The sequence below is a fragment of the Jonesia quinghaiensis DSM 15701 genome (assembly GCF_000423205.1).
GTDB classification, from domain to species: Bacteria; Actinomycetota; Actinomycetes; order Actinomycetales; family Cellulomonadaceae; genus Jonesia; species Jonesia quinghaiensis.
Genome location: NZ_AUHN01000005.1, coordinates 245151 through 257608, shown reverse-complemented (window position 1 = coordinate 257608; position 12458 = coordinate 245151). Strand labels below are relative to the sequence as shown.

Here is a 12458-nt window from a genome sequence, read left to right as displayed (position 1 = left end):
AGAGCGGGTCAGGTGTGTGGGAGGTTTATTCGTAGTGGGACAGCCAGGTGGTGAGTAGTGTTTGTAGTTGTTTGCGTTCTGCGGGGGTAAAGCGGGCGAGCATGCGGTGTTCGTTGGCCATGTGTTGAGTGATTGCTTGGTCGACTGTTTCTAGCCCGTGTTTGGTCAGGCTGACAAGGCAGGAGCGGGCGTCGTCGTGCGCTGGTTGTCGTTGAACGAGTTGTCGCCGCTCGAGGGAGTCGATGCGTTTGCTGGTTCCCCCGGAGGTCATCATGGTTGTTGCGGTGATATCGCTGGGTGTGAGTTGGTAGGGTTTTCCGGCTCGGCGTAGTGCGGCGAGTATGTCGAAGTCTGCGTCTGAGATTCCGTGGTCGCTGAAGGTGGTGTTGAGTTCCGCGGTGACGTGGTCAGCGATTCTGCTGAGGCGACCGTAGGTTCCTTGTGGGGTGACGTCGAGGTCTGGGCGTTGGGTTCGCCATTGTTTTTGGATGCGATCGATGTGGTCATTGGTGGTCACCTCTCCATATTATCTTCCACGGAAGGTATTATGTCTTCCATGGAAGATAACTTGCGGTGGTCACTGCTCGCAGCCGTCGCCCCCATCACGTGGGGTGCCACCTACTACGTCACCGGCGCCCTCTTACCCGCGGACTACCCGCTTTGGGGAGGGACACTGCGCGCTCTGCCAGCAGGTTTACTACTCCTACTCCTCCTCCGACGGCTCCCCACAGGAGCGTGGTGGTGGAAATCAGCAGTTCTCGGGACCCTCAACATGGGGTTGTTCTTCACTCTGGTCTACCTGGCAGCGCAACTTCTTCCCTCATCCGTTGCGGCCACCATCATGGCCATGTCACCGGCTGTTGTGATGATTTTTGGCTGGCTCATCCAACGGGAGCGTTCCTCACTCTTCGCGATGCTAGGGGCCGCAGTAGGGTTCTTAGGCGTAGTACTCATGGTGTGGAGCGGTGATGGTGGGCTTTCCGCTGCAGGCATCGGCGCGTCAGCTGGCGCAATGGCCTTAAGTTCACTGGGGTTTGTCCTGACGAAACGGTGGACAGCCGTGTCAGCGCCACCCACCTTACCCATGCTGTCGTGGCAGTTAGTTCTCGGTGGTTTACTCGTTTTACCGTTCGCTGCGATCACCGAAGGAGCGCCACCACAGATGACCGGTGAACGACTGCTCGGTTACGGGTACATCGCGATCGTGGCAACAGTTATCGCTTATCTCGCCTGGTACACGGCACTGCGAAAAATCCCCTTAGGAACCATTGGTTTGGTCGGTTTATTGAACCCCGTCACCGGCGTGATCCTTGGAGTAGTGTTTGCCGCCGAGCACCTCACCGTGGCCCAAAGCATCGGTATAGCGCTCGTGCTCACCGGTGTTGTGCTGGGACAACCTGTTGTGGCACGAGCGCTGACGAGGCGCTGGCGCTCACCTGTCAGCACCTCGTAGCTTCGCAGGAGCAGGGGGCAGCTCCTGCGAGGCGGTCTATATTACGAGGCAGTTGCTGTTCCCACCTCAGTTCCGTTCACCGTGACGGTGTAGGACTGCCCTGCGACCAGGTTGTCGCCCGAGTACATCACCATGTCGCTCGACACCTCTGCAATGACGTTCAGCACCACATTCCCATCACTATCGGTGACGCTGACTTCATCACCTGCTGACGCACCAAGTTCAGCAAGTGACAGCCAAGCTTGCGACCCATCACCGGGATACACCGGCATATCAGCAGTACCTAAGGTCACAAGTTCACCACCTTCCACCGCAAACTCACCGTTCACGTCAAGCGAACCGTTGCCCCCAGTGGTGGGACCATCAACACGCACCACACCACCTGAGATTGTCAGTGAACCATTGGAATCAAGCCCGTCACCGCCCGCAGTGACGTTCACTGTTCCAGCAGAAATCGTGATGCTGTAGTCACCTGCAGCATCCATGCCCCCACCCATACCGCCGCCACCGCCGCTTGGCCGAGTGGCAGTGTCACCTTCTGGGCGTTCACCCATATCACCAGATGGGCGCTCTGGGCGTTCACCTGTTTCTGCGTTTCCGCTGGGTGGGGTGACCTCTTCAGCGTCCCCGTCAGGAGTGACAGGTTGATCTGTGGGTTGCTCTGCCTGCGGAGCGGTGTCGTCTGTGGTGGCAGCATCATCAGCTACCTCACCGGTGGTGGCATCACCTGCCGCGTTGAGACCATCATCGCTTGCCGTCACATCGATATCAGCACCAGCGAGATCAATGTGGTAGGCCTCGATGCCCTCATAAGAGGAGGTCACCACAACTGTGCCAGCATTCGCATGGAAGGTACCCTCAGCATGGATTCCATCATCACCACTTGCAAGAGTGATTGTGCCGCCAAGGATCCCCATGGCTCCATCAGAATGCAGTGCGTCATCTTGGGCATCAACACTGATCACCCCATCCTCGATAACTGTGATGACGCCTGACTTCACACCCTTAGTCGAGGTGTCATCAGATGGTTCACTTCCGGAGCCCACACCGGTGGTGATGTCGATGGTGCCGCCGGTCATCACCACATCAGTGGCAGCTGCTATACCGTCGCCGTCAGCAACAATTGTGGTCGCTCCCTCATGCAACGCAATAAAACCGCGATCAGCATCTGTGTCGTTGTCTGAGGTCATGCCATCTCCCCCCGCGGTGAGGTGAAGCGAACCTCCCGTCACCGCTATGTAGTCCTTTCCGCGAACGGCATCGTCCACTGCTGTGACGGTGATGTCACCAGACTCAATAATGAGTCCATCTTTACTGGTGATGCCGTCGTTGTAGTTCCCGACAACTGTCAACGACCCTGTCCCGGTGATGGTGGTGTTCCCAGCGCTGTACAGCGCGGCATTGGGGTCTGCCGACTCGTCGTAGGTTGCCGAGTCAGTCAGTGTGTTTGTGCGGCCTTCGGCTAGTGAAATCGTTAGTTCATCGATGGCGGTCGCAGCGAGCGCAGCGCCCTGGGTGGATGTGATGGTTACCCCGTCAAGGATGAGCGTGACTTTCGCATCGGCTGCGTCAAGAAGGACACTGCCTTCCAGTTCACCGGTGAGGCGGTATGTTCCCTGCTGGGAAATGGTGATGTTTCCGTCCGTACTGGTCACACCATCTGGTTGGTCACTGGATGACAAGTCAACGGTCACTGCAGCACTTGTGTCGACCTCCTCTACCGAGTGGAGTTCTTCGTTGGCGGCCAGCACCTCTGTTGCAGTTTGGGTGGCGTCGATGGATAGCGGATCCACCACAGTCGCTGTTGTGGTTGTTTCAGTGCTTTGAGTGGTGGACTCGGCTGCTGCTGAAGTGTCAGTGGGTGCGCAGGCGGCCAGGCTGGCGGCAAGAGCAGCGGCACTCATGAGTGCGGCAACGCGGCGTCCACGGCGGGCATGAGGGGAGCGGAAAGTGGTCATAGGGTCCTCACTTGGATGTTGTGGTTGCGAAGCGCGGGGCTGTCGCGAAGGCTGTTTTGAGGGTTCGGTTCCACGGCTGAGCGGGAAGGGCTGGGTCAAATGCGGCCAGTCCGGTGGCGAATTTTGAGATGCGCGTGGGGCGCCGGTGACGGCGCCACAGTGCCCGGTCTGCTGGCGAAGGGCTGGCACCAGCTTTCGTTTCGACGATCACCAGGTCAGGTGCACGGTAGGTGCGCCCGTCGGGGAGCTGCCAGCACAGGTCAGTGTCGATGGTGGTGCGAGTGTTGAGGTCAGTGAGTGTGAAACGTCGGTATGTTGTGGTCAGCACTGGCGCCAAGGTGAGGTGCTTTGTGTTGACGGTGCGGGCATCGAGGGTAGACCGCACATACCGGAAGCCGTCTGCGCCGAGGTTGTGGCGGCTGTGGTGTTCTCTGCGGTCTTTCACCGTTGAGCCCCGCTCACCTCGGGTTTTTACTTCGAGGAAGGTTTGCCCGGAGTCCAGGTATGTGCGGGTGCGGACTTTGAACCGTCGGCGACGCCGGGTGAGTGCGAGCCGGTATGCGTCTGCGGTGGGGGTGTCGAAGTACACCGAGTGGTAGGAGAACACCTGCTGTGCGTTGATGTCGACGAGTTGGTAGTGCGGGAGAAGGTCCTGCAAAAGGATGGGGAGTTCGTTGCTGGTCAGGAGGTATTTACGGTCATACCGGGTGAGGAGTGAGGCTGTTTGGGTCACTGTTTCCAGTGGCACCGTGCTGTAGTGGGACAGGCCATCGTGTAGTGCGGTGGTGGTCATCGTTGGGCTCCTTGTTGCACGCGAGCAGGCTGGGTATCGCGGTAACGCACGTGCACGAGCGAGGTGTCGTTGACGAAGTCAACATCGGTGATGGTGATGTGCTGCGGAGTGACTCCAAGGAGTAAGGTCACCAGTTCGCGGGCTTCTTCATCACGGGCCACTGCCCGGTCGAGTTTGAGGGTGATGCGGCGGGTGCCGCTGAGAAAGCGCGGGTGGTCGCAGATGGCGAGTGCCACGATGATGAGACCTGCCGTTGTGATGAGCGCGATGCTAGGAGTTGTGGAGAGTCCTGACACCAGCCCGATTGCCAGTGAGGCAAAGTAGTAGGCCACCTCGGAGTGGCTGATTTCCTCTGAACGAAGGCGAATGATGGACAACACACCGAAGAGCCCTAGTCCAAGGCCCGCCCCCACTGAGGAGAATCCGAGGGCCGCAGCCACAGCGAACACTCCAATGTTGACCACCATGAACGCGACCACAAGGTCTTTGCGTCGGTGGCGGGGGTAGTACAAGCCGCATGCAACCAGGGTGATTGCAAGAAGGTCGATGCCAACAACAACAGCATTCATGGGTTCCTCTTTCCAGTGTTCGTCTAACGTTCACTGTCTAGTTACCCATGGGGCCCTTCGGGCACACTGTGGCGATTCTTTGAAAAGCCTATGAGTGCCTCAGCCGCGCATTGTTTAGGTCACAACCGAAGCCTGATATTGCCGGTGCGTGGTGCCGTCAAATGTTGTCCAGTGCAGGGTGTTACCGACGAGATCCACTTGTATTGGCCGATGCTCAACGGGCATCCAGCTGACGGTGCGGGTGCGAACATCAAGCAGCGCCAGCACGTGAGGAGCATCAGCCTGCGCCTGGTTTTGGGGGGCACCGGCAACCACCCACACCACACGGGTGCCTTCAACGGCGATGTCGGTGACCTGCGGGCCTGTGGCGGTGAGCATGGGGGTGAAGGATGCTGCCGGGACTTTCCAAGCCGTCCACGTTGCGGCGTCACGGAGGTAGACATCACCCGCTGCACTGACCGCAAGGAGGTCACCGCTGCCGTCAACGGTTCCCATGCCTTCGTTTAGTGTGTGGCGGCCAGCTCGTTCCGGATAGGCCGTGATGAGTGGGCGTGACGTCGATGATGTGTCTACCGCAATACTGGTCGACACTGGGCGCAAGCCACCAGCAGCATCGTCGCTACTTGGCAGGGCATCGACAACTTCACTGCGCACAGTGGCGCGTCCTTCAGAAAGGTGCAGAACGCCAGCAACCCCGCGGGCATCCACACGCAGGTCAGCGCCAACGATGTCCGCGCTGACGAGGGCCGGGACCCACGGTGACTCTGGTCCACCGTTGGAATGCCACGGCAACAGTGCCCCATTGTCATCAAGGGGCGCTTCACCGTCTTCTAACGGGACTGGCACAACCCATTGAATGCGCCCCTCTTGCACAGTTGGTTCAAAACCTAGGTGTGGCGGCAGCGCCACGGAATCCCATAGGTCGCGGGCACTTGCCACAAGCCACGTGTCACCTGAGTTGATGTCTGCGGCGAAGATCCGCCAGTCCCCTGAGTTACTGTGCGGGCCAACTGTCTCTTGCCACACTGCGTACCCTTGCCCCGAGGTCATCGCAGTGATGCGGCGCCCCGAGTCGTTGTCCACAAGGTCTGCAGTTGGGGCAAACGCAGTGAAGCCGTCTTCATCGACGACTCCGGCCTGGTCTGTTACTCCCCACGTCCCCAGGTTCAAGGTATGACAAGCTTCTTCAACACCGGACGCGGCAAGTGTTTTTGTGTCGTCGATTGACTCGAAAAGCGTGATGTAGTCAGTGCAGCGTTCTGAGTCGCTGATGGGGGTAGCCGGGTCAGAGTCCAGGGAGTCAGCCAAGTTGAGCATGTCGTCGCTACGGATAATGTCCCAGCCCAGCGGGCGGTTTTGGTGATCATAAGCCACAATTCCAGTGGGTTGCGGCGCGGAGTCCTCGGGCGCGCTAGGTGATGCTGGCGCAGAGCATGCGCCAACAACAAGGATTGGCAGTAGTACTGCCGGGAACAACGATGTCCGCACAGCTCGTCCTCAGGTGGGGGTGGCGGGGGGTGAGCCTCGCGCAAGGCGATGTCATGGTCTGACTGTCTGTGTGTTGAGTATAAGAATATTGACATCCATCGCGACAGCATCATGAAGAAGACAAACCGCCATAGTGCTACACATCACAAACACCTGTCTAGCGTGCGTAACACGACGTCACATCGCGGAATTATGCAACACATAGGTTGCCTATTTAGGTTAGCCTCAACTACGATCACGTTGTGTCTGACCCACTCACCACCCCAACCACAACACCAGATAACGGCAAACTGACCAGCGAATCGCTCCGCATCGCCTACGGCTCACATGTTGTTGTCCACAGTGCTGACGTCACCCTCCTGCCAGGGCACGTCACAGCGCTCGTTGGTCCCAATGGTTCAGGGAAGTCCACCCTCCTGCGCACCCTGTCGCGGCTCCACACCGCACAAGCTGGCAGCATCACCTTGGACGCAGACACAGACGCCGCCGCACTAAACTCCCGAGAATTCGCCCGCCGCGTCACCCTCCTGTCCCAATCACGCCCCACACCCGCGGGCCTGACTGTACGAGACGTCGTCGAGTTTGGGCGCCACCCGCACCGCCGCGGATGGCGCGGAAACGACCCCCACGGGCCACTTGCAATCGCCAGAGCACTCACCCTCACCGGCATCGACAGCCTCGCCGACCAACCAGTCGACACGCTCTCCGGTGGGCAACTCCAACGTGTCTGGTTCGCCAGTGCACTGGCCCAAGACACCACAGTGCTCCTCCTCGACGAACCCACAAACCACCTCGACCTGCGCTACCAGATGGACGTCCTGCACCTCATGCGCTCCCTCGCAGACGACCACAACATCACCGTTGGAGTCGTCCTGCATGACCTCAATCACGCAGCAGCAGTGGCTGACACCGTCATCGTGATGGACAACGGGCAAGTTGTTGCCAACGCAGCCCCCGAAGAATCCCTCACCTCACCCCTCCTGACCTCGGTGTACGACATCGACGTTCACGTCGAACGCCACCCAACAGGAGCCCTCAGCATCACGACCCCGGCCAGCCTCACACTGCGCCAGGCACACCACCAAGCAACAGCCACCGCACGCTGACGCTTAACCTCCTCGAAAGGACACCATGCACCGCACCATCCGCCGCACCTGGGCTTCCGGAGCTCTCCTCGCGGCCATCACGATGCTCGCTGCCTGTGGCACCACCGACCCTGCCACCACAGAAACAACCTCAACACCCGCAGCAGAACAATCAGCCGGGCCTGTCACCTTCACCGACGGCAGAGGAGAACAAGTCACCCTCCCAGACGGTCCAGCCACAAAAGTTGTTGTTCTGGAATGGTCACAAGCAGAATCCGTCATCGCACTTGGTGTTGACCCCATTGGCCTAGCAGACGTCGCCGGTTACACCAGCTGGGTCGGAAACGTGGCACCATTCACCACCGAACCAACCGACGTGGGTGTTCGCCGCGAACCCAGCGTCGAAACAATCGCTACCCTCGAACCAGACCTCATTTTGGGTTCCGTTGGCTCCATCCCCGATTCCGCCATGGAACAGATGGAACGCATCGCCCCCATCGCACTCATGAACGGTGCAGACGGCAACGACCCACTGGGCTTGATCCGCAGCGAATTCACCACCATCGCCACCGCTTTAGGTAAAGAGACACAAGCAGAAGAAGTCCTCGCTACCTACGACACCACTATCACCGAGAACGCACAAAAACTTGCCGACGCTGGCCTCGAAGGCACCCCTGTCGTCCTGACCTCGCCCTACGCAGATGGCGCCAACGTCACCATCCGCATGCACGGTCCACGCACCGCTGTTCAAGCAGTCGCAGAGGACATGGGGCTCACCGCGGCCTGGGAAGACGCAGGCGACGAGCAATTCGGTCTGTCCAACATTGACCTCGAAGGCCTCACCGAACTCCCCGACGACACCCGGTTCCTGTACTGGGGTAACGACGACTCCGAAGACATCAAGTCACTCGAAGAATCCAGCCTGTGGACGGAACTACCCTTCGTGAAAGACGACCACGTCTACCGCGGGGCAGTTGGCATCTGGGCATACGGCGGACCAGCTTCCATGACCGCATGGAGCAACGACCTCACCGAACAGTTGACCAGCAACTAACGCACGGCCCACCTGTTCCGACACCACAACACGAGGCACCACACCGTGGCCACCACTAGTACAACAACCACTCCCCCGGCACACCAGCAGGGAACACCCACACCCGCCGCAACGCGGTCTTTGCCTGGGTTACTCCTCGCTGGCGGGCTCCTTGGCGCATGGCTGCTCGCAGCCTGCATCGTGCACCTCACCCAAGGGACATCACAGGTTGGGCTAGCAGAACTCTGGGCCATGGTCACTGGCGCCGACGTCGGACAATCAGCAACCGTCATCACCCAGTCACGGCTGCCCCGCCTCGGGGCAGCCGTACTGGTGGGAATCGCACTCGGCGCAGCAGGCGCCTCCATGCAATCCGTCACCCGAAACCCCCTCGCCTCCCCGGACACCACAGCCGTCAACGCCGGAGCCTTTCTCGCCCTGACCATCGTGTCCGCATTCGGGATAAGCCTTGGGGTGCTCCCTGGCACAGCAGTCGCATTTGTTGGCGGACTCGCAGCAGCGACCCTCGTCCTCGGAATCTCCTCAGGGGGTGCCACCTTCGCGATCCGCCTCGTCCTCGCCGGATCAGTCATCGCCCTCGGTTTTTCAGCCATCACCTCTGTCCTCCTCCTGCTTTTCCCCTGGGAAACCCAAGGCCTCTTCGCCTGGGGAGCAGGATCACTCAGCCAACGCAGCCCCGACGCCATAACCTCCGTTGCACCAATCGTGGCAGTCGCGCTCATCGTGCTCTTCACCCAAACGCGGGCACTGGACATCCTCCAAATGGGAGACGACGCCGCCCGATCCCTCGGTGTCCCCCTGACCCGAACACGCATCATCACCGTGATCTGTTCCGTGCTCCTCGCCGCAGCCGCTGTCACAGTGGCGGGGCCCATCGGCTTTGTCGGCCTGTGCGCACCACTGGTAGTGCGTCTCCTTGCCGCAAAAATCCGCCCCCTGCGTCGCCAAGCAGCATTCATCACGGCAAGCTGCATCGCCGGTATCGCCCTGGTCCTGACCGCAGATGTCGCAGTACGCGCAGTCTTCGGCGCGATCAGCGGAGTAACAGTACCCACCGGCGTCATCACCAGCATCATCGGAGCCCTTGCCCTGATCCTGCTTGCGCAACGCCTCACACACGTTGGGGATGGCGGCGCACTAGCATCACTACGAGCTGGCAGCCGCCTGTCACGCTCACACCCCTGGATCATCCTGGTCAGCGCCCTGGCTCTCCTCATCGCCGCACTCAGTGCATCAGTGGTCCTTGGAGACCAACGGATCCTTCTCGGTGATGTCTCCAACTGGCTTCAAGGAATAGCTTCCATTCGCGTTGAGATCATTCTCGACACCCGCGTTCCCCGCATCACCGCCGCCGCGCTTGCCGGCGCAGCATTGGCGCTCTCTGGTGGGCTGCTCCAAACCTTTACCCGCAATCCGCTCGCTGACCCAGGGATTCTGGGTGTCACCAGCGCTGCCGGGCTTGGCGCAGTCATCACCCTCATCAGCGTGCCAGCCCCCACCTTCACGATGCTTTTTGCTGGCGCGCTCATTGGCGCGAGCATCGCAGGGGTTGTGGTGTTTGGTTTGTCCTCACGTGGGGGAATCTCCACCATGCGTCTGGTGCTTGTGGGAGTGGGGATGTCCGCTGGGACGAGCGCCATCACCACGCTGCTGTTAGTCCAAACCGACCCGTGGAACCAAAATAAGGCCATTACGTGGTTGGGTGGTTCGACTTTTGGGGCAACATTTAACCAACAAGTGTGGTTGTGTGCAGTACTGGTGGGTGCTGGTGTACTGCTCACCCGTACGAGCCGCGACCTAGACATCATTCAACTTGATGAAGTCTCCCCTCAACTGTTGGGGGTCGCCCTCAATAGGTCAAAGGTGATTCACCTAGGGCTCGCTATCGTGCTAGCTGCAACAGCCACCGCAACAGTGGGGGTTATTTCGTTTGTCGGTTTGGTTGCACCCCACGCCGCCCGGCTCCTTATTGGCAAGCAACACCGGTGGCAACTTCCCATGACCGCCGTTTGTGGTGCTGTTCTTGTCGTAGTTGCCGACGCCGTGGGCCGTTCAGTCCTCGCCCCAGCGCAAGTTCCTGCGGGGATGGTCACCGCACTCATCGGCACACCGTACTTCATCTGGTTGTTGTGGAAAATCCGCGAAAACCGCTCATAACCACGAAACAAACCATAACTGGTGTTGGGGTTTCCGTGTGGGTTGGGAAGTCTTAGCGGATGCTTACCGTAGCTTTGACGAGGTTGTGGTCAGAGGCTCGATACCCGTTAACCCGGTTGCTGTACGAACTGGCATACACTGCTGCACCACGGGCAAACACAAAGTCGATTCGCGTGGCGTAACCACTACTATCGGCCTTTTGAGTTCGCCAGTTGTTGTACGTGTTGTAGTTCAAACCAGTACGTCGAGGCGCGGTTGCCGTGTCAATGAACCCGGCAGAGTACACCTTGTTTAAGGTCGAAAAGTTTTGGGTACGTTTGGTGCTGGAGTTCAAGTCACCTGCAAGGATAACTGGGCGCCCAGCCGAATTGACCTTATCAATGCGTTTCAGGATCGTCGCCATTTGCGCAGCCCGATTTTTGTCATATTTTGCACCCCACCGGTGTTCAAGGTGAGCGGACACAAACCAGAAACGCTTCCCGGTTTTCCGGTCTTTGAACTGTGCAATCGCAGCGTAACGCTGGTAGCGGTCTATCCCGATTCGGGGAAGTTTAATAGCACAGGAGGTGCTGTATTTCTTTTTCTTCGTGGTCTGTTTGCACGTCGAGATGAGCTTGTAGCGGTTGGCGTCATACAGGATGCGAGCGCCATCGTTGCCACCGTTAATACCAGGGCGCACGTAACGGGTTGTGCGAACCATTTTCCAGTTCACAGAGCGGTCTTTTTTCCGTTGCACAGAACGAACCGAACTGAGGAACTGGTTGATCTGACCAGTTTTTGACTTTTTGCTGGTTTTTTTGGTGAGCGCTTCTTGAACAGCAACAATGCCAGCCTTGGAGTTCACGACTTCTTGAGCTACCGCTGTGCGGCGTTTTGCCCACGGTTTCTCTTCACCACCTGTACCTGCACCAGTGATGTTGTATGAGGCGACGGTGAGAGTTGTTGCTTGAGTTGGTTTTTTACTGAGGGGCTGGCCAGCAATGCCGTACCCCAATGGCGAAAATTTGCTCGTTGAACCAGTGCTGTCAGTGTTGATCGCCTCAAGGCGGAAACGGAAATCGCGTGCCGTTCCAATAGCTGACCTGATTGAGCGGAGCTCTCCGGCTGTCAGGGTGTAGCTACGAGCTGTGGCTGGCAGTTCTATGACCCGGTGATGCGGGCCTTTACTGCCTGGAGCGAAGGTTGCCGCAGCGAGGTGGAGACGTTGGCTGGTGGTGCGCACACCGTTGTGTTCCCACGTAATCGCGACACGACCACCGGATGCTGGTTGCGCATTTACGGTGTACCAGGAGGGGGTGCGTGGCCCTGTGTGCATGAGCCCGAGGGCCACACTGTTGTCCGTGGCGGACGGCAACAGTGTGACTGCACTCGCGGGCGAAAGGGGCTGGGCGGCAGGCATCGTGGTTACTGCAGTGCTGTGGGTTTGTCCGATGCTGGCTGCTCCTGCGGGCGCAACGGCGATGGTCAACATGATGGACAGCGACGTTGCTGCTGTAATGATGCGACGCACCGGTGCTCCTCGCGTTGGGCTCTTCACCTTCCACCTTGACTATCGGCCGCCGCGCCGTGGTGATGAGGGGACAAGGGACCTAGCAAGAGTTTTCTAGATCACACCTGCTGCTGTGTTAGGTCTGTGACCGGCTGTAATGGTGTAAGGAAATCGTCAAAAGTGCACGTCACACCGCATCTCTCCCGCCGTGTTTGACCCCAGTGGGTTAGGATTTTCTTGATGTCTGACCTCCACGCTCCCCTTGACACGGCCTTCGCGCCGGTCGTCTGGTTGCTCCCAGACACTGGCACCAACGGTCAGGTGTCATCGTGGGGCGCGAAGCTTGCAGGCACCGCGCCACCCCGCACTAGCGTCTAGCCAACGGTCCAGTACTGTCATTCGCGTCGCGGTG

Annotated in this window: 11 protein-coding genes; 5 read left to right on the top strand and 6 right to left on the bottom strand. The window is 59.1% G+C overall.

Going from position 1 to position 12458, the window contains the following annotated elements; all coding sequences use genetic code 11:
- Window positions 1-25 precede the first annotated feature (25 nt).
- Entirely contained in the window at window positions 26-517 is a 492-nt protein-coding gene (locus G538_RS0104370; RefSeq protein ID WP_029068525.1) for a MarR family winged helix-turn-helix transcriptional regulator, read from the bottom strand.
- Between the two features lie 39 nt (window positions 518-556).
- Between G538_RS0104370 and G538_RS0104365 the strand changes: the two genes are divergently transcribed.
- Window positions 557-1453, top strand: a complete 897-nt coding sequence (locus G538_RS0104365; RefSeq protein ID WP_035833212.1) for an EamA family transporter — start codon at window positions 557-559, stop codon at window positions 1451-1453.
- 41 nt (window positions 1454-1494) lie between these two features.
- Here the strand turns inward: G538_RS0104365 and G538_RS15050 are convergent, their stop codons facing one another.
- The 4 genes from G538_RS15050 to G538_RS0104345 form a co-directional block, all read right to left on the bottom strand.
- A complete protein-coding gene (locus tag G538_RS15050; RefSeq protein ID WP_051196567.1) occupies window positions 1495-3411 on the bottom strand; it encodes a carbohydrate-binding domain-containing protein in 1917 nt (638 codons plus the stop codon).
- A gap of 7 nt (window positions 3412-3418) precedes the next feature.
- Window positions 3419-4204, bottom strand: coding sequence for a polyphosphate polymerase domain-containing protein (locus G538_RS15045; RefSeq protein ID WP_035833209.1), 786 nt, complete (start codon window positions 4202-4204; stop codon window positions 3419-3421).
- On the bottom strand, window positions 4201-4773 hold the full coding sequence (locus G538_RS0104350; protein ID WP_029068357.1) for a DUF4956 domain-containing protein: 573 nt from the start codon (window positions 4771-4773) through the stop codon (window positions 4201-4203). The genes G538_RS15045 and G538_RS0104350 overlap by 4 nt, the downstream gene beginning before the upstream one ends.
- Before the next feature lie 114 nt (window positions 4774-4887).
- A complete protein-coding gene (locus tag G538_RS0104345) occupies window positions 4888-6261 on the bottom strand; it encodes a hypothetical protein (protein ID WP_029068356.1) in 1374 nt (457 codons plus the stop codon).
- 242 nt (window positions 6262-6503) lie between these two features.
- Here G538_RS0104345 and G538_RS15040 point away from each other — a divergent pair, with 242 nt between their 5' ends.
- Genes G538_RS15040 through G538_RS15035 form a run of 3 tightly spaced genes read left to right on the top strand, consistent with a single transcriptional unit; the run spans window position 6504 to window position 10557 of the window.
- Window positions 6504-7367 carry an ABC transporter ATP-binding protein gene (locus G538_RS15040; protein ID WP_245566788.1) on the top strand — a complete coding sequence of 288 codons (864 nt, stop codon included), beginning with the start codon at window positions 6504-6506 and terminating at the stop codon, window positions 7365-7367.
- Between the two features lie 25 nt (window positions 7368-7392).
- Window positions 7393-8400 (top strand): ABC transporter substrate-binding protein, encoded by a 1008-nt coding sequence (locus G538_RS0104335; RefSeq protein ID WP_035833205.1) that lies wholly within the window; start codon window positions 7393-7395, stop codon window positions 8398-8400.
- Window positions 8401-8445: 45 nt separating this feature from the next.
- Window positions 8446-10557 carry an iron ABC transporter permease gene (locus G538_RS15035; RefSeq protein ID WP_035833202.1) on the top strand — a complete coding sequence of 704 codons (2112 nt, stop codon included), beginning with the start codon at window positions 8446-8448 and terminating at the stop codon, window positions 10555-10557.
- A gap of 52 nt (window positions 10558-10609) precedes the next feature.
- Here the strand turns inward: G538_RS15035 and G538_RS0104325 are convergent, their stop codons facing one another.
- Window positions 10610-12067 (bottom strand): endonuclease/exonuclease/phosphatase family protein, encoded by a 1458-nt coding sequence (locus G538_RS0104325; protein WP_029068354.1) that lies wholly within the window; start codon window positions 12065-12067, stop codon window positions 10610-10612.
- Window positions 12068-12286: 219 nt separating this feature from the next.
- Here G538_RS0104325 and G538_RS17915 point away from each other — a divergent pair, with 219 nt between their 5' ends.
- Window positions 12287-12424, top strand: a complete 138-nt coding sequence (locus tag G538_RS17915) for a hypothetical protein (RefSeq protein ID WP_157544294.1) — start codon at window positions 12287-12289, stop codon at window positions 12422-12424.
- Window positions 12425-12458: the final 34 nt, after the last annotated feature.

Coding starts and splice junctions, on each gene's coding strand:
- G538_RS15050 (WP_051196567.1), bottom strand. CDS start 3,411: ATGACCACTTTCCGCTCCCCTCATGCCCGCCGTGGACGCCGCGTTGCC.
- G538_RS15045 (WP_035833209.1), bottom strand. CDS start 4,204: ATGACCACCACCGCACTACACGATGGCCTGTCCCACTACAGCACGGTG.
- G538_RS0104335 (WP_035833205.1), top strand. CDS start 7,393: ATGCACCGCACCATCCGCCGCACCTGGGCTTCCGGAGCTCTCCTCGCG.
- G538_RS0104350 (WP_029068357.1), bottom strand. CDS start 4,773: ATGAATGCTGTTGTTGTTGGCATCGACCTTCTTGCAATCACCCTGGTT.
- G538_RS17915 (WP_157544294.1), top strand. CDS start 12,287: ATGTCTGACCTCCACGCTCCCCTTGACACGGCCTTCGCGCCGGTCGTC.
- G538_RS0104365 (WP_035833212.1), top strand. CDS start 557: ATGGAAGATAACTTGCGGTGGTCACTGCTCGCAGCCGTCGCCCCCATC.